Annotated in this window: 18 protein-coding genes; 9 read left to right on the top strand and 9 right to left on the bottom strand. The window is 41.3% G+C overall.

All coding sequences use genetic code 11. The features are described 5' to 3' along the window. Positions 1-28 precede the first annotated feature (28 nt). The 4 genes from BLW16_RS08360 to BLW16_RS08375 all read right to left on the bottom strand — a co-directional run bounded on the left by BLW16_RS08360 (position 29) and on the right by BLW16_RS08375 (position 4,449). Positions 29-928, bottom strand: coding sequence for an alpha/beta hydrolase family protein (locus BLW16_RS08360; RefSeq protein WP_090556084.1), 900 nt, complete (start codon positions 926-928; stop codon positions 29-31). A gap of 146 nt (positions 929-1,074) precedes the next feature. Next, on the bottom strand, positions 1,075-2,043 hold the full coding sequence (locus BLW16_RS08365) for a gluconolaconase (RefSeq protein WP_090556164.1): 969 nt from the start codon (positions 2,041-2,043) through the stop codon (positions 1,075-1,077). 1 nt (position 2,044) lies between these two features. Next, on the bottom strand, positions 2,045-3,244 hold the full coding sequence (locus tag BLW16_RS08370; RefSeq protein ID WP_245735178.1) for a PQQ-dependent sugar dehydrogenase: 1,200 nt from the start codon (positions 3,242-3,244) through the stop codon (positions 2,045-2,047). Between the two features lie 98 nt (positions 3,245-3,342). Continuing rightward, positions 3,343-4,449 (bottom strand): acyltransferase family protein, encoded by a 1,107-nt coding sequence (locus tag BLW16_RS08375; protein WP_090556086.1) that lies wholly within the window; start codon positions 4,447-4,449, stop codon positions 3,343-3,345. A 364-nt stretch (positions 4,450-4,813) separates the two neighbouring features. Between BLW16_RS08375 and BLW16_RS08380 the strand changes: the two genes are divergently transcribed. Further along, on the top strand, positions 4,814-7,210 hold the full coding sequence (locus tag BLW16_RS08380; protein WP_139298291.1) for a TonB-dependent receptor: 2,397 nt from the start codon (positions 4,814-4,816) through the stop codon (positions 7,208-7,210). 111 nt (positions 7,211-7,321) lie between these two features. On the opposite strand, the gene BLW16_RS08385 is transcribed toward BLW16_RS08380, so the two are convergent. Further along, positions 7,322-8,185, bottom strand: coding sequence for an SDR family NAD(P)-dependent oxidoreductase (locus tag BLW16_RS08385; protein ID WP_090556088.1), 864 nt, complete (start codon positions 8,183-8,185; stop codon positions 7,322-7,324). Between the two features lie 300 nt (positions 8,186-8,485). On the opposite strand from BLW16_RS08385, the gene BLW16_RS08390 reads away from it, so the two are divergent. After that, a complete protein-coding gene (locus BLW16_RS08390; RefSeq protein ID WP_175470519.1) occupies positions 8,486-9,112 on the top strand; it encodes an ATP-binding cassette domain-containing protein in 627 nt (208 codons plus the stop codon). Positions 9,113-9,193: 81 nt separating this feature from the next. Further along, the gene (locus tag BLW16_RS08395) at positions 9,194-10,738 is read left to right on the top strand and encodes a hypothetical protein (protein ID WP_139298292.1); all 1,545 of its coding nucleotides are present in this window, start codon (positions 9,194-9,196) and stop codon (positions 10,736-10,738) included. A gap of 265 nt (positions 10,739-11,003) precedes the next feature. Here BLW16_RS08395 and BLW16_RS08400 read toward each other — a convergent pair whose 3' ends face one another. After that, positions 11,004-12,254 carry a S41 family peptidase gene (locus tag BLW16_RS08400; RefSeq protein ID WP_090556091.1) on the bottom strand — a complete coding sequence of 417 codons (1,251 nt, stop codon included), beginning with the start codon at positions 12,252-12,254 and terminating at the stop codon, positions 11,004-11,006. 194 nt (positions 12,255-12,448) lie between these two features. Here BLW16_RS08400 and BLW16_RS08405 point away from each other — a divergent pair, with 194 nt between their 5' ends. Beyond that, on the top strand, positions 12,449-12,841 hold the full coding sequence (locus BLW16_RS08405; protein WP_090556092.1) for a VOC family protein: 393 nt from the start codon (positions 12,449-12,451) through the stop codon (positions 12,839-12,841). A gap of 237 nt (positions 12,842-13,078) precedes the next feature. On the opposite strand, the gene BLW16_RS08410 is transcribed toward BLW16_RS08405, so the two are convergent. Further along, positions 13,079-14,230, bottom strand: coding sequence for a hypothetical protein (locus tag BLW16_RS08410; protein WP_090556093.1), 1,152 nt, complete (start codon positions 14,228-14,230; stop codon positions 13,079-13,081). Between the two features lie 338 nt (positions 14,231-14,568). Between BLW16_RS08410 and BLW16_RS08415 the strand changes: the two genes are divergently transcribed. The 5 genes from BLW16_RS08415 to BLW16_RS08435 all read left to right on the top strand — a co-directional run bounded on the left by BLW16_RS08415 (position 14,569) and on the right by BLW16_RS08435 (position 18,209). Next, the gene (locus BLW16_RS08415; protein WP_139298293.1) at positions 14,569-15,141 is read left to right on the top strand and encodes a cyclic nucleotide-binding domain-containing protein; all 573 of its coding nucleotides are present in this window, start codon (positions 14,569-14,571) and stop codon (positions 15,139-15,141) included. Between the two features lie 152 nt (positions 15,142-15,293). Continuing rightward, entirely contained in the window at positions 15,294-15,719 is a 426-nt protein-coding gene (locus BLW16_RS08420; RefSeq protein WP_090556095.1) for a hypothetical protein, read from the top strand. A gap of 9 nt (positions 15,720-15,728) precedes the next feature. After that, on the top strand, positions 15,729-17,333 hold the full coding sequence (locus tag BLW16_RS08425; protein ID WP_317039948.1) for a lanthionine synthetase LanC family protein: 1,605 nt from the start codon (positions 15,729-15,731) through the stop codon (positions 17,331-17,333). 6 nt (positions 17,334-17,339) lie between these two features. Continuing rightward, a complete protein-coding gene (locus BLW16_RS08430; RefSeq protein ID WP_090556097.1) occupies positions 17,340-17,825 on the top strand; it encodes a MauE/DoxX family redox-associated membrane protein in 486 nt (161 codons plus the stop codon). A 48-nt stretch (positions 17,826-17,873) separates the two neighbouring features. Then, positions 17,874-18,209: a hypothetical protein gene (locus tag BLW16_RS08435; RefSeq protein WP_090556098.1), complete on the top strand. Its 336-nt coding sequence runs from the start codon at positions 17,874-17,876 to the stop codon at positions 18,207-18,209. 38 nt (positions 18,210-18,247) lie between these two features. On the opposite strand, the gene BLW16_RS08440 is transcribed toward BLW16_RS08435, so the two are convergent. Both BLW16_RS08440 and BLW16_RS08445 read right to left on the bottom strand, forming a co-directional pair. Next, on the bottom strand, positions 18,248-19,684 hold the full coding sequence (locus BLW16_RS08440; protein ID WP_175470520.1) for a TlpA family protein disulfide reductase: 1,437 nt from the start codon (positions 19,682-19,684) through the stop codon (positions 18,248-18,250). A 28-nt stretch (positions 19,685-19,712) separates the two neighbouring features. Beyond that, positions 19,713-21,107 carry a RagB/SusD family nutrient uptake outer membrane protein gene (locus BLW16_RS08445; protein WP_090556100.1) on the bottom strand — a complete coding sequence of 465 codons (1,395 nt, stop codon included), beginning with the start codon at positions 21,105-21,107 and terminating at the stop codon, positions 19,713-19,715. Positions 21,108-21,113 lie beyond the last annotated feature (6 nt).

Raw genomic sequence — 21,113 nt, forward strand, 5'->3', positions numbered from 1 at the left:
AACAGGCTCACAAATACATAAATTCACATTAATATCTGTGTTTCTTGCCGCTATCTATACCAATATTTTTTATCCATTCTATAGCAATATTAACCGGTTGCTGCGATTTCGAAAAGGCAGTGTTATGCCCTAACTCCGGAAACAAAAGGTACTCATAGGGCTTGCCTTTTGCTTTGAATTCATTAAGGTGTTCTATTGACAAACCCACCGGGGCCTGGATGTCTTTTCCTCCAAAAATCCAGAGTCCATGCATCGATAATGTACTGAGTGCATCACGCGGATCAGTGCCGGTAAATTGATACCGGTCAGCATCGTTCTGTATGTGCGCCCTTGCCTCAGCTTCAGTGTGCGTATCCCAAAATTTAGAATTTCCATCCGTATAAAATTGAAACCGAAGCTGCTCCAGCGTTGTAACCACTGGTCCGCTAAACAATATCATAAAGCTTATCTTATGATTCTTTTTTGCGGCCAGTGGAATTACCCATCCAGCCTGGCTAAAACCCATTAATCCTAATGGGAGATGCCTGGACGGCATATGTGTCAACAGTACTTTAGAAGCGGCGCTTGCATCTAAAGCCAATAGGTTTAGATTGGAAGAATCAACGTTGTTGGTTCCAACTTCCGGCCCGGCATACAGCCCTCCTGATTTTCCTACTCCGCGTTTATCATAGGTCAATACTGCGATGCCTTTCTCTGCCAAAAGTGACGCCATCTTCAGCATTCTTGTTTCCTGGCCAGAACCATGTACGATGACTAACGCTGCATACGGATGCCCTGGTTTATAGATAGTACCCGCCAGAGTTATCCCGGCACTTTCGAACTCAACATTTTCCATGATGAAGTCCTGTCGCGAGGCAGGCTCAGGTACAGTTTGTCCAAACAAGCCTGAACTGAAGCAGCAAAGCAGAAGAAGTAAATACGGTTTCATTGTTTTTAATTTAAGGGAATTTGTTCCCGGTGATAAGTTATGATCTTAAATAAAACAATGATACGCCAGCTGGAATCCTCCTGCTGATAAATGTGACGGGATGGCTAAAAAATGTGACGAAAGGTGGTTTTGCCCCCCCCCTGGCTTCAGAGAGGTTTATAGTTCACCTTTTGCAGGGCAAATGTTTTTACGGGCACAGCATTACTATCCAGCAGCTGGCTAAACTGTGCATTCATTACCCAAATGTCGTTACCGTTCTGTGTTGCTGTAGAAGGATAGGTAAACCTGTCTTCCACTTGTGTAGATGCTATAATTTTAGCAGTTGCCCAATTGTCGGTACTGCTGAGCTTAAAGATCTTATCAACTCCTCCGTTAACTACCATCGTCAGCGTATTCCTGTCTGTAAGCAGCAAACCGTCTGCTCCAAGAAAGAATTGGTCTGTCATGATCTTTTTCACATTCGTTGGGTTCTTCAGGTCAACTTTATACAGCTGGCCTTTTGCACTGTTATCCACAATCAGGAATCCATCCGGATGGAATACGATGCCGTTAAGGCCTACTCCCTGGGTCTTAAACATTTCATCCTTAGCAAATACAGAAGCTTTGCCATCGGGTGTAACCTTATAAATAGCCCCTGCAAAGCTGTCTGTGACATAGGCATTCTTCATATTATCGAATGCAAGGTCATTGGCAAAATGCTTACCTGGTACCAGCATAGAAAGATCGGTATCAGAATTTTTCTTACCTGTTTTCAGGTCTATGCTGATCAGTCTGGCCATTTTCATCCGGGTAGCCGGATTGGTATATTTACTATAGTTCGCGTCAGACACGCAGGCGAATAAACTTTTCCCATCGGGATGAATTTTTAGTCCGTAGGTAGATTTTAGCGTAGTATCTGCATGTAGTACAGTATATGCTCCCCGGAGAGTGACTTTTCCGATGCTTCCAAGCCTTGCCGAGGATACATAATATACGTTTGCAGCCATGTTAAAAACAATCCCTTCAGGATAACTTCCCGGCGCATCAAATTCAAGTCTGGTTGGGGTTTCGGGCTTTGTAGCGGCTATAGTAGCGGCGCCAATAATTCCTAATGTTATATATGTCAGTGCTTTCATATCAATTCTTTTTTTTAACAGCATAAATATTTCCTGCCGCATCATCTGAGATGTATACAGTACCGTTTTTAGTGATAGTTATTCCTGCAGGCCTTCCGAAACGATATTCGTCCTGAAGAAAGCCGGTAAGGAAGTCTTCGGCTTTTACTGCCGTTCCGTTTTCAAAATGTATGCGCTGAACTTTATATCCAACGGGCTGCTCCGCATTCCAGGAGCCGTGCCATGCTACCAGTCCGTCGCCAGACCAGTCTTTGGGAATGTTTGCCGCCCCGTCAAAAAAGGTAAAGGCAATTGGTGCCATATGTGCGGTTAATTCCAAAACAGAGGGCTGTGTGCCTTTAACTACGGCTTCTTTGCTGTTGCCTGCCGGGTCCTCGCGGCTTTTGTCGATCTCCCTTTTACCATAAGCATACGGGAATCCGTAATCAGCACCTTTGATAATATGGTTCACTTCTTCCGGCGGCCATTCGCTCCCTTTGGTATCTCCTCCGTTGTCTATTCCCCACATTTCCTTTGTCTGTGGTTGCCAGTCGAACCCAATCGTATTACGCAGGCCGCTGGCATACACTGTGCGGCCCCATGTTTTGGGATCTACCTGCAGCATCACCGCAGTTTCTTTGTCGCTTTCTTTACAATCGTTGCAAAGTGAGCCCACACTGATATAAAGCATTCCGTCCGGTCCGAAATCCATCGTCCGGTTTGGGTGCTGTCCTCCATCGGGGAGGTCTTTGATCAGTAACTCAGCTGCTTCTGTATGGAGTGTCCCATCAGGTTTGACCGGGTATCTGCGCACTTCATTACTGTTACAGAGGTACATCCAGCCATCTTTCATGGTAATACCGTGTACGCCCTTAAAGTTTGCCACTACGGTGACCAGGTTTTCAAACTTGCTGTCACCATCTTTATCCTGCAGCAGCAGTACATCGCCCCCGTCACGGCGGGTCACATATACATTTCCTTCGGGGCTGGTATAGAGCATTCTTGGTTTACCAAGTCCTGAGGCAGCAACAGAAACTTCGAAGCCTGGCGGAACTTTCAGGAGTTTAACCATTTCAAGTTTAAAATCCATGACCTGTGCATATTTTATCACAGATACAAATTTGGTGACGTCCTTTACAGGAAGGCCACGCTGTGCATTTGCCGCTCCTGCACTGAGGAGCATGGCAAATACGGAGAGGGGAAATAATCGTTTGTTTTTCATAGTTTACGTAGATTATTTCCCTAACACGTGTCACTATTTTAAGTTTTCCAAATTATCAGATCCCAAGCCGTTTGTTATTCTTAATTGTTGTAAAAGTTTTATTTCCGCAACCATTTGCGAACGGGCTCATCATACCATTTTAATGCAGCATAGGCCAGAATGACCCCGCCTGTTAAAATGAGTAAGGCATAGGGCCATGCCTGCACAATCGTTACGCCTTTATGATTGCTGACCCAGGCCACGTAAAAATAGACCAGCGGGTAATGTACCATGTAAAGCGGATAAGATATGTCGCCCAGGAATTTGCAGATCCTGTTCTCACTTTGAGTTTGCATCACGCCACTTGCGCCAAGATATACGATAAGCGGGAAAACGATGATAATGCAAACAGACTCATAGATCCCGTTCATCCAAACATGTTCAGCGCCGCCAATGCGCGGCATATAAAGTACAATGGCTACCAATAGGCTGCACCATAAAAAGGCATTTTTTATTCTCGTCGGCTTCGCTATGCGTGAAAGTAACAGACCGGCAAAGAAAGGGTACATGGTACGGGTCAGCCCTATGCGTACCTGTTCCACATTCAGTGTCCATCCACCACCCACATCACCGTTTGTGATGGCCAGATGCGCGAGTGCGATCGCAGCGATGCCTACTAAGATACTCAATGCCGTTTTGGAAAACTTCCTGATCCAGACCGCATAAAGAATGTTGGCAATGTATTCAAAGAACAATGACCATCCCACGCTGTTCAGCGGGTGCATCTCTTCCCAACCCCTGATATCAAGCGATAATGGTACGGGTAGGATAGTATAGCCGATCAGCATCACCAGCAGCATCTTCCAGACAGGAATGGTATGAATGAGCGGCCAGAGCGTAGAATCTGTAAAATAGAACCCGATAGCACCGAGGGTCATTCCCAAAACCACCATTGGCTGAAGACGTATGATACGGCGTTTGAAAAAATTGCTAACGGTCATTTTATGCCAGCGATCGTCATAAGCATAGCCTATCACAAAACCTGACAATAAAAAGAAAAAGTCCACAGCCAGGTAACCATGATTGACCAGATTATCTAAATGGCCGGTAGCTAAGGGCTCAGCCAGGTGAAATGTGACAACGATTATGGCTGCAACACCGCGAAGGCCGTCTAATATGGGATAGTGTGGTTTGGTGGCCAGTTCATTCTTCAGGTCAGTTCTCATATATTTGGGCTGTAACAATTGCAATTTGTAAAAAATAGCTAAGTTTTAGTTGTCCGCCTGAATTTTTAACGCGATTAATGAATCCAGGCCTCGCACCTGCCTGTGCTAATTTATTCTCGATTGCATCAAATTTCTTAAAACTTTAAGAAACAAAAAATAACAAGATACCTCATGCCATTTTGAAATAAAATATTAGTAAGCCTTTTTTTACGGCAACTACGCTATCTCCGTGGTTAATCTCAAGAAACCAGGGATAAAACTAGAAATTATTTTCACTGTAAAAACAATGCGGTAACCCTTTAGGGCCCAAAGATTTTTAAAAGATAAATATATTAGGGACATTGGTTTACTTAAAATATTATTTTTGATAGACACGAAGAAATTAACATTAATTTTAATATTATTAGTAACCTCTTTGACTGGATTTTCACAATTTAAGATTAGCGGTAGAATTACTGATGAAGAGGATAAGCCAATTGAATTTGCAAGAATAGTCCTATCAGTCAATGATAGTATAAAACAAGAGACATTCAGCGCGAAGGATGGCGGTTTTTCATTAATGGCTGATGCTGCCCACTATGTATTGAAAGTATACTTTATTGGCAGTACTGTGTTTCAACGGGATATATCAATAGGTGAAAATATGGAATTGGGTACGCTGAAATCTCAAAAGACCCTGAGTTTAGCGCAGGTTGACATTGTAAGTAAGCACAAAAAGATCGAAAGAAAAATAGACCGCTTAGTCTTTAATCTGGAAGGAACGAGTTTATCAGCTGGTGGCGATGCAATTGATGCTTTTAAAATTACGCCTGGTATAAGGATGAAAGGTGATGAAATTTCTTTAGTAGGAAAAGATCGCTTACAAGTAATGATTGACGGCAAGATCGTGAACTTGTCGGGTGAAAACTTAACCGATTTTCTACGCTCTATATCATCTGATAACATCAAAAGTATAGAAGTTATCACTACTCCGCCGGCTAAATATGATGCAGAAGGTAACAGCGGCATTTTGAATATCGTTTTAAAGAAAAAAACCTTAAATTTTTGGAATGCAACGATTGGCGCAGCATATACACAGAGAACATACGGTACTCAATCAACTACCGGAAATTTAACTTACAACAAGGAACGTCTTTCTTTTTTTACCAACTATAGTTTAAGTGATGGAAGTAAACAACTTGACGAAACGAACAAGGTTTATTATCCAGATAACCTTTGGTCACAAAATAACCCCAGAAAAGCTAATAGCAAGTCTGTCAGTGGCAGGGTTGGTCTGGCTTACGATATAAATAAGAGCTGGAATACTGAGCTGCAGTATTCAGGCAGCAATTCCAAACTTAATATAGATGACAGGCCCCTTACCTCAATTTCTAATTATCAAAATGGCGAGACGGGCTCTTATATAAGTTCGCAATCCGAGACTAAAAAAAAGCCGGTACTTAATTCATTTACATGGAATAACACGATCAAGACTGACAGCAGCGGCGGAAAGCTTTTAGTTGCTTTTGATTATTTTATCTACAAAAATTCAGATTCCAGAAATTACAGGGGAAGCTCGCTTGATAAGGATAAATATATTTTACCAGATACTTTCTTCTCAGGATTTAATGGCAACGACCAGAAAATCACAAACCTTTCTGCTAAAATCGATGGGGAATCGCAATTTCATACTGTAAATATTGAATATGGTTATAAGTATTCATCATCCGTCACAAATAATTCGATTGTATTTCTCAACAGGAATGATGCAAAAAGTGATCCTGTGGCAGATACCTCAAATTATTTCAAATACAATGAGAAAATACATGCTGCATACCTCTCGGGCAACAAAAAAATAAATGATAAATGGGAAACTAAATTAGGATTGAGAATGGAAGCTACTCAAAGTTCAGGGATCACAGCGCTGGGAAGCCAGAAAACATCTTTTGATTATGTTCAATTTTATCCGTCAGCCTATCTGTCCTATGCACCAAATGCGAACAATAACATCTCATTATCCTATAGCAGAAGAGTAGACAGACCTAAATTTGAGCAGTTAAATCCTTTCAAGGTATATGATAGCCCATACACTTATAGTGAAGGAAATCCCTTTCTACAGCCTGCTTTCACGAATAACATAGAGTTGATCCACACCTACAAAGAATGGGAAAATAAACTTTATTATAGCAAGCAAAATCATGGATTTGAACAATTTGGAATTGCTGATCCCAACTCCAATATAACCAGGTTTTTTGTTGATAATTTTCTCAATTCTAACAAAGTTGGAATTTCTGAATCGTATACATATGATAAAATATCCTGGTGGTCGAGTTTTAATAGTTTGGATCTAAGCTATGCAGTATCAAGGTCAAGTAATGCGCTTACTCAAAAACGAAGAGAGGGCTACAGCTCCTACTTATCATCCTATAATGACTTTAGCCTCAATAAAAAGCAAACGCTCACATTTAGTGTAAACTATTGGTACAGTCTTCCCGGGGTAGATGGATTGGACCGGATTAGTTCCGCCAATTCACTGGCTCTCGCATTTAAGGCTTTATTTCTGGATAAGAAGTTACAGCTTACAGTCGCTGGCAGTGATGTCTTCGGAGGGGAACGTTACACTGTGACCAGTTATACTAACGATATCAAATTAGTGTACAGAAATTATTATGATAATCGCTCAGTGCGCTTCTCAATAGCTTACAAATTCGGGAATCAAAAAATAAAGGCTAGTTCGGGAAAGGCTGGTAATGAAGACGAGCAGAAGCGAACCTCTAACTAAATTTGTCAGATCAGAAAGACATTTTATATCTAAGTAAATCTTCATAGTTGATCTGAAAAAGTATATTGAAATAAAGGCCCGGCAGATTGCCAGGCCCGGGGTATAAATTATCTAATCCTTCAGGACAATATTATACTTTTTGGCCCAATCACCTTTTAGTGTCTTTACCCCCTCAATAAAAGCACGGTCGGTTCCTTCGGCTATTTCGTCGATCGGTACCCTTGAAGGCCTTGTTCCTGTTTCCATATTAATGATTTTTAAAACCTGCCCGGCAAGATGCTGCAGATCGTTACGGTGCATATTTGCACCGACCAGGTCGCCTGTTGCGTTTTGCCGATCCTGTGCGAGCTGTCCGTAGGCACTTGTAACTGCCTCAAGATCTGAATTGAGTCCTGATTTTACCCCATTGTTCATCTCGGTAGGATGCGCTCCGATGACCAGACTCACATTGTCAATATTAAACTGGCTCAACTCATTCTGCATACCTTCATTGATGGCCTCGAGCGCAAATTTTGAAGAGCTATAAGGCACCAGATAAGGGAATGAGAACATTCCGTTAACACTCGAAAAATTAATCACCAGTCCGGCACCCGCACTGCGCATAGATGGTAATACTGCCTGGTACATCCGCATCACACCGAACACGTTCACATCAAACATTTGCTTAAACTGATCAATAGAATAGGCTTCTGCAATTCCGACACCGCCCACCCCTGCATTATTAATGAGGACATCAATTTTCGGATATTTACTATTGATGTATACCATCGCTTTTTGCACCGACGCATCATCCGTAACATCCAGTTCTACTACTTCTACATTAGTCAATCCAGAAAGTTCAGTTGCTGAACCCTGATTGCGGCCTTCACTACCGCGCATCGTTGCGATAACCTGAAAACCTGCTTCAGATAGTGTTTTTACTATTATTTTACCAAACCCGGTACTCGTGCCGGTAATCAAAACTGTCTTAGACATATGGTGTAATTTTAGAAAATGTGATATAATAAATTGATAACTTAAGTGCCTTCAAGGCAACATTTCAGTCATCAATGCTCAAATGAGCCCAAAACCAAAGGTACTTTTTCGTTTCAGATTACGCTTATGTTTGTATGAATGTGTCGAAAGATGACAAATTGCAGATACCCGTAAATGTACTTCCTCACTGCCCGATTCAGCGTATCCTCAAACTTCTTAAGAATATACTATTGATTTGTTTCGGTTTTCGTAAATTATGTAACAAATTACACCCGTATTGATCATAACATAAAATCTGATTTGCTTAGTCTAACAAACATCAATAAGAAATATGGCAGTCATGAGGTCCTGAACTTCAGTGACTGGACAGTCGGTAATGGAATCTACTGGTTAAAAGGAGGAAACGGTACAGGCAAGTCAACCTTGTTCCGGATGATCTCCGGGCAGATCCCGTTTAAAGGTGAAGTGCAGCTGAACGGGATTCAGTTAAGAAAAGAGTCCGTAAAATTCCGCTCTAAAATTAGCTTTGCTGAGGCCGAGCCGCAGTACCCCCTGTTTATTACAGGAAAAGAATTGATCGACTTTTATACAGATACCCGAAGGGCCGAAAGAAAACAAGCTGAAGAGCTTGCAGCATATTTCGAAATGGCACCTTTCCTTGATCATAATATCGGCAGCTATTCCAGCGGAATGCTGAAAAAACTATCATTGATCTGTGCATTTGTCGGCAATGCCGATCTGTACATTTTAGATGAGCCACTCATTACAATTGACGTCAGATCAGCAGATAAGCTTTACGAACTGATAAAAGCAAAAGCATCACAAGGAAAAAGTTTTCTTTTGTCCTCACATCAGGAAGTAAGCAACGATCAGCTCCATTTAGACCAGGTTTTTCAGATTGTCAATAAACAAATTATCCGGCTTTAGATGTTGAGGTTATTAACAGGCACTATCGCAAAAGAATTTTATCAGCAGCACGCGGGCCTTTTCCTGCTGGGATTCTATGCCTTGTTTGGCGTAGTAGACCCGTCTCAATTAATCGCTTACCATACAGCTTTGTTGCTAGCCGGGATTTCCTCTCCCTTGGGAATGTTGATCGTATTTGTTTCCTGGATGCTATATGGTGTTAAGGCTCATTTTTTTATCAGACAAAAGATGGCCCTGGCGCAATATAATTTTATCAATGAAACAGGTACTCTGGAAAAGAATGCCCAGTTAAAACTGTGGATGGCCTTCTATTGCGTAATTCTGCTACCGATCATCATTTATGTTTTTGCGCTGATTGGCCTAAGCGCCTATCATCATTTGTTCATTAGCCTGATTTGCATTGTGATTGTTTTTTCTGCCCTGGCTTTTGGCTTATCATTTCTTTCTTACCGATCGGTGACGTTTGGTTTTTTAAAACAAGACAGACAACAATCCATTTCATTTATAAAAATCAAAAGGCCTTACTATAGCTGGAGATTATATTATTTGTTAAATGAACAGGCATTAATGTTAGTGATGTGCAAAGTCCTGTCGCTACTTTTCTTTAAGGGAATGCTCCTGATGTTCACAGACGCAGGCAACAATACGCAGGTGTTATTAGTAGCGTTGCTGACATCTGTTTTATGCCATGCGGTTTTGATGTTCACCTTGTTAAAATTCGAAATAGATTATCTGAATTTTAGTAAAAGTCTGCCCATTCCGGCTTATAAAAGGTTACTTGGCTGGTTATCGACTTTCGCAATCATCCTGTTGCCAGAATGGATATTTCTGAGCATATCATCAGCGTACAACTTATATTCAATTATTTGCGGACTTCTATTTGGTCTGGCCGGATTGTTTTTCCTGTTAACATTATTATATATGGTAAAGTTAAACATGGATATTTACCTCAGGTGGATCCTGTTTTTCTTCTGTATTTCTATGTTGTCAATTCTTACGCACAATCATCTTTTATTTAGTTCAGTTTTGTTGGGCATTTGCGCACTATATTACTTAATGAATTTTGATAGAATCGATTTAAAACTCAGCTTATTCTTCATCATATCGGGGGCAATCTTTTCAGGCTCCTGTAACCAGAGAAGTGAAAACGTAACATCGAACGAAACAAGAAAAGCCAAAGAAACTTACAATTTACTTGAAAGCTACATTAAAGCGGATTTAAAGAAAGATTCGATACTCGTATTGCAGGCACCACCAAAATTTATCACCGAAATGTGTGCCAGCAAGATAGTAAAATTTAAAAAATCAGATCTATCAGTTGAAGAGCTTGTCGCCCAATCTCAAAGTGATACAACGATGTGGTCAGGGCATGAATTTCCCGGCGCGCATCTACTTGAATATGATCAAAAGACAAACTCCGCTAAATCCGCGGATTTGATAAATCGTGGCGATAAAAATGGATATTACGTTTTTTCCCGCCCCGTCTTTTCAAAAGATTTCAACTTTGCGATCCTGCAGTCTGCCTTTGTTTGCGGGCCACGCTGCGGACAGGGTGAAACCATATTGTTTGAGAAAAAAGAGCGCACCTGGCATCGGCTGAAATCATTTTGCCGGAGTGTCTATTGATTTAAAATATCTGGTAAATAAGAATATATGATTTGAAAAGCTAAAGCACCGTTACCAGCTCTGCTGTTATTGCAAAACGTCAATTCTCTGCCATCTGTCAATATGATCTCCTGCTCGAATATCTGTCGCGATACTCATTATCGCGACAAAAATCGACCTATTTTTGTCGCAATACTCAGTATCCCGACAAAAACTGGGCGAAAACTGTCGCAATACTCTGTATCGCGACAAAATTCCAGTATATTTGTCGCAATATTTAATTTCATTAATTATGAAAAAATGGACTCAACTGGTTAATCCAATCCGATCTATTGTTAAGTAATACGTCCGGTACTACCCCTACTTCTTCATACTGCAGGTAGTTAGCCGGATCTTTCATATCAGTATTATACACTTGAAACCTCCCACTGGGTAGCTGGACTACATCACCTGAGTTCTTCCCATAGGCAATGACCCCGGCAGTTATTTCACCATACACTTTCACATTTTTATGCCCTTTGAGGGCTAGGGTAAAGCGTTCTGCATTGCTTCCCACAAAACGATTAACCAGCACGTAAACCCTACCTCGTGACGCATATTTTTTAATCAGCTTTAAAAATTGGTCTGAACAGCGCTCTCCGCCACCGGGGTTTCCCCTTAGATCAACAATTAGATTAGGAGCGGTTAACGAATCTTTGATCCGCTCGTAGAATTCCCTGGCAATCTTCAGGTTACTATTAGAAGAGATAAAAGTTCCCAGGTAAATGTACTGTGCTTTTGGAGAGATAATCTTATAATAAAATGGCTTCGGACTCCAAAATTCTGCATAGCTAAAGGCTTTTTCCTTTCTTAAATCCAGCCGGTTCAACATTCCTTGTCTGAAACCAACATCAGGGCTGTAGACCCAGCTTTTGGTAAGAAGCGCAGTATACACTCCACGAAACCTCCCTGCAACGTGTTCTTTGAAAATGCCAAACAACTCTCCACGCTCCGAATTTCCAAAACCCGCTGAAAGAACCACCCCCATTAAGCTATCGCGGACACTAGTCCTGAAAACCCCTATTTTGCCAAATCTTCCGGCAGAATAAATCCCCTCAATACTATCTGCCGGCCTGCTTTGCAGCGAATGTTCCAGGGAGTCCAGATCTAAATTAACTTTTGGGATCTTTTTGAAAGCAGATTTCCTGTGGTAAGCAGCAATATATACAGAGTCCTTTAATTTTTCTATACTGAGATCCTTATCAAATACTTCCCAAAATCCAAGGTGCATATCTTTGATAGGCCAAAACAATTTAGAGTAATGATAGAAAGTATCTAAGGCAGACGGTCCAATCTGAGCATTTTTCAATCTCTGGAAGAGCTGCACATAATCCTTCTGCTTTTGCCCTTTAATCTGATCCTTGTAACCCGGCGTTTTCTTCAAGGTTTGATATAAAAAATCAAGATCATGGAGATGGTGATTCAGATCCTGTCCATGTAAACCAATGGTAATTAAAAAAATAAATCCCAGCGTAAGAAGCGGTCGTGCCCTGTTCATCTTTCTTGCTTTAAAAATATGTCATCACAATCTAAGGTTTAATATGGTTAAATTTACCCGTACTTGTAAATCAGTTTAGCTATACCCACTTTGCGCTTTAAATAAGCACTATAAAACTAATCAATCCTGAATGAAGACCGACTTGAATCACAAAAAGCCGGAAAATTCTGGCATCACATTTAATAAATAAATTTATGATCAGTAAAGAACTTAATCACGCTATAAGTATACACCATATTGTCCTCACAGTAGTTGATGCGGCAGAAACTGAAAAGTTTTACACCAAAATCTTTGGCGATCCTATGTATAAGAATTCCCAGACTTCTATCTATACAGTGGGAACAACAAAACTGATTTTGATGGAGAAGACAGAAAAAAATCCATTAAGAACAAAATTCGACCCTAAAGCAATCGGCTTGGAACACCTCGCATTTGGATTAAAAAACCTCACAGATTTAGAGGAAGTAGAACGGGTGCTGAATGAAAGTCACATTGCAAACAGTGGCATCCACATCGATACGAGCAGTAAAAAGGAGAAAATCTGGCTGAATGACCCCAGCAATATCAGGATTGAATTTTATCTTTAATCTGCACTTTAACCAAAAGATTATAGAGACAGCCCGTCTTCATATTGGGACTTTTGTCCCATTCCATGTAAGGTAAATCTGGTAAATTTGCTGTTGAAAAAACACTAACCGATGGGTATGAAAACAGAAATGAAAAGCACGTTGGATGATGAAAGGGACTATGAATTAGCATGCCAATGAGGAATACCAGCAAACACCTATAGCCAGATCTAAAAGCATATCCATTAAGTTTTTTAATTAACGGCTTGTACTTCTGCGTCCCTCCAGACCGTATTTCGTTACAATCTGATTAATAACGCTATCTAAATGCCGCACTGCAGCTGCAGCATCTGCGGTATCGGCGCTTTGTGTTTTCTTTTTGATGCTTGTTATAGACAGAGGGCCGGGATGATTTTTTGTCACAATATGATCAGCTATAAAGGCATACAAATTCACATATTTATCGGTAGTAAAAGTATTGGAAGAATGTGCCGCACGTGCAATGATAGTTAATACATTCACGTTCATATGTGCCGTTATAAGTGGTTTTTTGGGTGCATCAGATAATTTATCTGCAGTACTATGCCTCAACTCCAGAAGGCGTTCCTGCTGATAATTTATCATTTCCTTAAGCATGGCGCGTAACGGCCTGTCGGAGTCATCAAAAGCTAAACCCTTGTGTTGTGGCTTCTGACTCATATTTTGCAGACATACTGCAGTCTCAATCTCAATAGCGCTCAAGTGTTTTTTGGGCTCTGCGTCTATCGCATACATGTCCGAACAGTAGGTTATAAACGGGAGTGAATTAAAATTAATATAGAATAATTTTTCAATCAACCTGGTCTGCAGGTTCCTCTGTGACTCTTCTGAGCAAAGTTCGTCCAGTCTGTCACAAAATTGGTTGTAATAGTACAGGTCCGAAAACGTATGGATCCTATACCCATTTTGTTTGATATAATCTGCGATCAATTCTGCCAGGGTAGGATCTGCTCCATTACTATTCATTAATTTCAAAAAGCTTTTTAGCAGAGATACCCGTGCTTGTAGTTTTCCCATCACCAGGGTAGCGGGCACAGGCAGGTTAATATTAAAGTAAAGTTTAAATTCACTGGTTAAAAAATCAAGCAATCCATTTGTTACAATAGCCAGTGCTGAATCTGGAGAGCAATAAGTACAGATATCATTGCTTAAAGAAGAGATTTCAAACTGCAGATACACAATAAAATCAGTACGTGCTGAGCTGTCTGCATCCAGTGCATAGAGCTTTTGCCTGATGGCTGTACGAATCCTCTTGCATTCATTAGTAACGAGTACAGAAAACTCCTGTGTTTCACAGAATAATCTCGTTTCATGATGATCTGAGGTACAGTCAGACAGAAAGCCTTTCAGACCATTTAAAATTGTATCCATACAGTTCATATTTAGGCAAACCACCTTCTCCTTATAAGAAAGCCAGTCAATAACACAAAACTAAATAATTGTTATTATTATTTCAAAAAGAAATTTAAAACAAAAAGGACACCCTGTAATTGCGTTTATACATAATTATAAAGCATTTTTCTTTCAATTATTTGATAGTAACGACACCCACAGACACTTGACTCGCTATAAAATCTTTGCTTCTTTTGGATAACCAGGGCCTGATCTCTTCCGATAGTAGAATGCGCAATATCCAATTGCATACAGTTTTTATATGCTCTGATAAATTCCGGTCCCAAAATGTGAGGGATAAAAACAGACAAATACGCATGAACAACGATCTCCTATTTAAAACATTATCAGGCATAGCCTTTTTGAGTCTGGATTTTAAAGAATATCTTTCAGAACATATCATCTGCCATATCTTTCAAAAGGGCGATCATATGCCCTATCGCCCACCCGTATCACAAACTATCTATTTCGTTCAGTATGGCTTAGTTTGTGGCGTAAACCGCACTACAAATGTAAAAAATACACTCTGGATTGCAGACCAGGCATCTTTTATTGTACCTCCGCTAACATCATCAGACTTGTTTGTAGAGCGCATTGAGTTCCTCAGCACAACCCAGCTGATAGGTTTAGAATCTTCATTTCTCGCCGAAACATTTACTCGCTTTCCGGAGGCAGGCAAACTTTGGCTGGGCATGATCAGCCGCAGCATTACTGAGTCCAACAAACGCGAACTCTTATTAAGGTTACCACCAGAAACCCGTTACGCTACCTTATTTAAACAGCATCCCCAGTATTTTATCAGCAGCTATAATGAAAATCTGGCATCCTATCTCAATATGTCGCTTAGGCATTTTGCCAGGCTTAAAAGACGGTTCTCTCATAGCAGATAGTCATAAGGCGTGTTCTTAACAACCTTATGGCAAAATACGTCAGGCCATCCGTACAAACTAATTCCGCCAAATGTGTAATGATATATTTCCCTGAAACAAAGAACTTTATATCAGCACAAAGGGGAAATTCTCAAAGTCAATAAAAGTAAAACATGAAAACGCAAATATCACAGAAAGTATACAGCGATCCTGAAATCAATAAGCTCCTCAAGGATTATTTAATTATCAGCGTCCTTAAAGAGGATAAAAAGGGTAATGTGTACAAGGCAAAAGATTGCCAGGATTGGTTAAAAACGGACCATGTAATTATCAAACAGGGTAAAGCACAAATGTTGCCTGATGAATTTGGAAGGGGCATGAAAGAAAGACTAAGGTGGCAGCTCTATGTTCAGCAATCGCTGTCAAATGTTGTTGGCACGCCAGAGATCAAAGATTTTTTCAGGTACAAAGGCCATGACTATCTGATCATGGAATATATAGAAGGAAGGACATTAAGAGAAATTGTAGCCGGTATTTTCGAAAAGAAAACATGGGATGCACTGAGTGCAGAAAACAGAATTTCAATTTTAGAACTATAATCAGAAATAATTGATCAAATCCAAAAAATGCATGATGCTGGCTTTCTTCATCGCGATATAACGCCTGACAATTTCCTGATCACCAAAAAGAACGTAGTATATATGATTGATCTTGAACTCGCCTATGCCATGGGCGAAGTCCACCCCTCTCCTCCGTTTGCATTGGGAACACCCGGGTTTATGTCACCTGAACAACGTTTACGCCGTGTTCCTACTATTAAAGAAGATATATACGGTTTAGGCGCATTACTGCTAAGCACCTTCACTAATCTTCCACCGCTTAAATTTGATGTAGAAAATCCTGACGTGCTACGCAGAGCGATGTCGTTTCTGGGTGTGCCCAAACAAATGCTGCACATTATTCAGCGCTGCCTGTCTGAAGATAAGAATGAACGCCCCGATTTGTCGGAGATCAACCTGACCATCAATAAGCTGTTTACATCAGAAAATAAAAACAAAAGTCAAATGCTTAAGCGAACTGAACTTCAGCTTCCTTCTTGCTATGATATAGATCATTTGCTGCATTACGCTTTCAAAGGCCTGATTGATGAAGACCTGAGTGACAAGTATATCCTATACCGTAAGCACTTGAATGCGGGCCTTACCATTCCGGTCCAGGGCATTCTGTATACACTTGCTGAGTATGGGGTTAATAGTAACTCTCAAATCGTTCATTCCTTTTTCAAAAAGGATTATGAAGACGATTGTTCGATCTATCAATCAACCTTAGAAGCCGACCTGCCCGGCTTGTTCTGTGGGCTTGCAGGTAATGCGCTCGGTCTTTACTGCGCTTTCGATACAGGGATAATTCCCAGGGAAGATGTATATCCTCCCACCGCTGATTGGTTTAGATCCACAGCACCTACGTTGGGTCTGGCCGATGGCATATCCGGACAAGCGCTGGCAGCAATTCTCATTCTACAACAGGGGCTTGACCCTTCCGTAGAAAGTAAATTAAAGGATCTAATCAGTTTGATGTTAAGCCATCAGACAGCTGAGGGATCCTGGCCTCTTGAACAATTGCGATTGGCCGACGGAAGTGCAGGAGTATTATTCAGCCTGATAAAATATTACAAATACCGGCCGGATGAAAAGATAAAACATGCTATCAGAAAAGGTTTAGATGCGCTGACCAGTGCTGTCAATAAACCAGTACCTCAATGGCGCCACAATCAATCAAAAGAAGTTGTTGATGTTTCCCTGATGGGCGGTATATCTGGTATCGCTTTGATATTTCTCTATGGATATGAACTCCTGAATGAAATGAAATACAAAGTTACTGCAGATAAAATGCTTACTGAGATAGATGAGCATCCAAATAGTTTTGATTTCAGTCTGGAATCTGGCCTCGCAGGGGTAGGAGTGGCTTATACAGAGGCGGCAAGAATCACCGGGGACCACAAATGGAAGACCAGGATTTCCTGGATTTATCACTTACTGGATCATATGAAGATCAGCAATCACAGAGGGCATGTGAGCTGGAATATGCGTGGTTTAAATCATCAGGATGCAAGCCTGCTATCTGGTAACGCCGGTATCATCTATTTTCTAATCAGGCTGCATACGCTGATCTGCGCAGATCCTGCTGCTGTTCAAAAGATCACTTTAATATGATTTATCATGAACACAAAGATTAAAATGGTCATCCCCGACATCGCCTGCTACCTATTTGTCCTGCTGTTTCTATATACCGCAGCGAACAAAATTTGGAAGTTCCATAATTTTGAATGGGTACTGGGTACTTTGCCTGTCATAGGCAAATATCATCTGCTCCTGGCGTACGCCATTCCCTCCGCTGAAATCATATCCAGTGTACTGTTATTAACAAACAGCACACGGAAGTATGGCTTAATCAGTTCATTCCTTTTGATGCTGACCTTTTCTACTTACCTCCTATTTATGGTATTCTACGCAAAAGATTTGCCCTGCAATTGTGGCGGCGTAATCTCTCACCTATCATGGGGGCAGCACATCATCTTCAACTTATTCTTCCTGATGCTATCTGTGATAGCGCTGAAATTTGATAATGATATAAAAGGCTTCACCTTAATAAACACTCATCACAATGATAAAGATATCGTGCGCGCGAAACAGGCAAAGCGATGACCTGTATAAAGAAACATCGTGTGTTTTTTATAATTTAATCTAACAATTATGAACCAATTATTTTTGGGTGTCCTGGTTGCCGGAACGGCACTTGGAGGCAGTGCGTTAAGTAATGTAGAGTCGCACACTACAACAAGAAGTGGTAAAACCTTACCTGCAGGCTATTTTGTACAAAAGGCTGCAAATAGCTATTCTTATGTTTCCACTACAACTGGTAGGGATGGCCAATGTGACGGTAACGCAGCCCACCGCTGTAAGTATATAGTTCCTGCGCAAAATTCAATTCCATCAGAAGACCGCACCTATACTGAATCAGAAGTTCAGAATTTTGGTCTAAGTCCGTCCGAGCCCCTGGACAGGATTTGGATACCGGCATCAGAATAGGTGAATATAAGGGTTCCCCGCGGGGAACCCTTATATTACTATTTTTTCAGTGCCTCATTGATTTTAGCTATCATATCAGCACTTTTAAGTGGCATGTTTGAAGAAAACATCCTCCCATCCCTGCCAATGAGGATGACTCTGGGAAAGCTCTCAAAGTTATACTTCTTCATAAAAGGGTGACTTTCCCCTAAGCCTTCAGTGAAAAGATTAATACTTCCCGGATGGGTATACTTCCCCCCCTGCAGACTTTCCAGCCACTGCGCTTTGTTCCTGTCAGCACACACATTAAGGAATACTACATCCGGATTATTGATAAATGCAGGAAGCACCTCGTGAGCTATTCTTTTGGCCATCTCTGCACAATTTGTACAGCCTGTGAACCAATTGTCTATCATCACTACCTTGTTCTTAAAATCACTAAGCCTTACCACATGACCCTTATCATCAGGCAAACTGAAATTGAATGCTTCGGCACCCGGCTTTCTGATTTCGGCAAGTTTGGTTAGATAATTTCTATAAAACGGTGATTTAATATGTTCAAGAGCCTTCGCATATACCTGATCCGGATTTCTGCTTTTGGTAACAAAGTCATACCTGCACAGATATATCATTAAAGTTTTTTCACGCAGTAAACCCTGATTCATTTTGATCAGCGCATTGCACATTTCCATTGGCCTGTCCCGGGGATCGATGTCTTCAAGATCAATTACCGTGAGGCCGCTTCGAATCAGATAATCTATATAACTTGCCGATTGTGACAAAATCTCCATATCGGTTGCGGGTACATTGCGATGCAGGTCTGCAAGCAGATCAACAAGATCTTTCAGGGATGCATATTGCTTTCTTCTGCCACCAAAATACCCACAAACACCGCTTGCAGCCACTCCATAAACATCAGTTTGAATCATTTTATAAACAGGACTGCTGATATCCTTCTTTAGTGGCTGGATCATCTGCATCCCGGACTGATACTGTCCCTTAACCCAAAGTACCAATGTGTCCAAAATACCCCTGTCAAATTTCTTATTCAAAGCTATTCCCGGAGATGGTCTGTCTGACGCAAAAGCCAGTCTGGTTGTCGCAATAAGCTTGGTGCTGCCCTTTCCGGAAAAATGAAGATTTTCTGCCTTCACGTCAACCGCATCCGCAGAAGAGCAGTCAATCCTTATATCATCACCTGCTTCAATATAGCTGTGAATAAGCATATTCTGATCTGCGTTAAGGAAAAACAACTGGAATTTTTTTATCCCTGAAATATGGAACTTATATATTCCCGTCCCGTCTGGTGCAGCAATCTGCTCAACGCCGCTGATATTGCTTTGCAGATAGTCTTTAAAAGTTGTCAGTATCATTGACTTCTTCATCATCTCCTTGTTGGTCGCATGAAGGGTGATATATGCATCTCCCTCTGCAAATACGCTGCATGAAACAGAGGCCACTAAAATTAATGAGGTTATAAATTTGTGAATCATCATTTTTGGTTTTAAGTATATCATTTGTTGGTTATCGTGGGTTTTGTTGAATCCCGCTCAAGGCAATTTCATCATCCGGGATAGGAAAAACATACCGCAGATCATTTGGCGCCAGTGTATAGGTAACTCCGTTCAGGCTTCTGGTTAGCGTAATATTTGCACCCTCTTTGTTCAGTCTTTTCAGATCTGTCCACCTGAGTGTCCGCCAGACCAGCTCTTTTCTTCTCTCTGTTAAGATCCGCTGTAATGCGGCGTCCTGACTTAAGCCCCTGACTGGTTTAAAGCTGCCGGTAATAAATCTGTTTATCAGCAGTCGATTCAGCCAGTCGAGAGATTCTGGTATAAGGTTTCGCCTTGCCAGGCATTCAGCTTTGATCAGATACATTTCGTCGGTAGCAAGGCCAGTGTAGGGCGTGGACTGCAGAAAGTATCCCCTCCTCACATACAAGTTGCCGGTGGTGGCATTTAAGCGAAAAAATATGGTAAGACGCAGATCATTGGGATCATAAAGATTTACCAGTTCCGGATTAACAGTTACTCTTGTATTGGCAGAAGTGGGTGTTATGATCGTATAATCGGCCAGGATTGCACCGGTAGAGAAAATTGTTTCATCGTTATTGATTTCGAAGGGATTGAGAGCAGTTTTACTAATGGTATTGTAGTCGATAAGTTTGCTGCTGATGGTAAGCGCGCTGTCAGCATACCCTTCTGCCTCCTTATACAACCTCATGCTTAAGTATATGCGGGCACCCAGCGCATAAGCAGCAGCTCTGCCGGGTCTGTTACTGTTTACAGGACGCGTAGGTTCAAGAGCCCTGGTAGCCTTTGCCAGATCCGACAGGATCTGCTGATAGGTATCCTGCACTGAAGCCCGGCCCAGCAGCACATCCACCTCAGGTTTCAGTGGTACAGGAACCCCCAGATCCTGCGCAGCCGTAGCGGAATCATATGTAGGAGAAAAATTCCTCACCAGGTCATAAAGCAGATAAGCCCGCATAAACAAGGCCCATCCCTTGATCATCTGATACTGGGCGGTATTGGACGGCGTTTGCTCAATTGTTGACAACACCTCTAAAACGTTGTTGCAGTAAAAAATACCCGAGTAACCGCTGGACCAGTCTCTGATCAGTTTTGTACCCTCATAAATATCCTTCGCCCAAAGGTACGAGTTCCTTTCTGTTGGCGTATTGGTCGATAGCCAGTTCTCATAACTCGTGAAGATGTAATCGTCAGAAGCCATCTGCGAAAGTGCGGGTGTCGATTTTGTGAGTTCCACATCATTCTCCAACAGCCCCTGCAGGTCATTGAGCGTTTTTGGTGTAAGTATCGCGGATGTTGGTTTTGCATCCAGAAAAGACTTTTTGCAGCTGCTGCTCAGCAGAATGCAGATTGCAAAAATTCCATATTTGATTAAATAATTCATCATACAGAT

The sequence above is a fragment of the Pedobacter hartonius genome (assembly GCF_900107535.1).
GTDB classification, from domain to species: domain Bacteria; phylum Bacteroidota; class Bacteroidia; order Sphingobacteriales; family Sphingobacteriaceae; genus Pedobacter; species Pedobacter hartonius.

Excerpts from the sequence above, each read along its gene's own strand:
- BLW16_RS08360 (WP_090556084.1), bottom strand. The coding sequence starts at position 928 with ATGAAACCGTATTTACTTCTTCTGCTTTGCTGCTTCAGTTCAGGCTTG.
- BLW16_RS08365 (WP_090556164.1), bottom strand. The coding sequence starts at position 2,043 with ATGAAAGCACTGACATATATAACATTAGGAATTATTGGCGCCGCTACT.
- BLW16_RS08370 (WP_245735178.1), bottom strand. The coding sequence starts at position 3,244 with ATGAAAAACAAACGATTATTTCCCCTCTCCGTATTTGCCATGCTCCTC.
- BLW16_RS08375 (WP_090556086.1), bottom strand. The coding sequence starts at position 4,449 with ATGAGAACTGACCTGAAGAATGAACTGGCCACCAAACCACACTATCCC.
- BLW16_RS08385 (WP_090556088.1), bottom strand. The coding sequence starts at position 8,185 with ATGTCTAAGACAGTTTTGATTACCGGCACGAGTACCGGGTTTGGTAAA.
- BLW16_RS08400 (WP_090556091.1), bottom strand. The coding sequence starts at position 12,254 with ATGAACAGGGCACGACCGCTTCTTACGCTGGGATTTATTTTTTTAATT.
- BLW16_RS08405 (WP_090556092.1), top strand. The coding sequence starts at position 12,449 with ATGATCAGTAAAGAACTTAATCACGCTATAAGTATACACCATATTGTC.
- BLW16_RS08410 (WP_090556093.1), bottom strand. The coding sequence starts at position 14,230 with ATGGATACAATTTTAAATGGTCTGAAAGGCTTTCTGTCTGACTGTACC.
- BLW16_RS08415 (WP_139298293.1), top strand. The coding sequence starts at position 14,569 with ATGAACAACGATCTCCTATTTAAAACATTATCAGGCATAGCCTTTTTG.
- BLW16_RS08420 (WP_090556095.1), top strand. The coding sequence starts at position 15,294 with ATGAAAACGCAAATATCACAGAAAGTATACAGCGATCCTGAAATCAAT.
- BLW16_RS08430 (WP_090556097.1), top strand. The coding sequence starts at position 17,340 with ATGAACACAAAGATTAAAATGGTCATCCCCGACATCGCCTGCTACCTA.
- BLW16_RS08435 (WP_090556098.1), top strand. The coding sequence starts at position 17,874 with ATGAACCAATTATTTTTGGGTGTCCTGGTTGCCGGAACGGCACTTGGA.
- BLW16_RS08440 (WP_175470520.1), bottom strand. The coding sequence starts at position 19,684 with ATGATGATTCACAAATTTATAACCTCATTAATTTTAGTGGCCTCTGTT.
- BLW16_RS08445 (WP_090556100.1), bottom strand. The coding sequence starts at position 21,107 with ATGATGAATTATTTAATCAAATATGGAATTTTTGCAATCTGCATTCTG.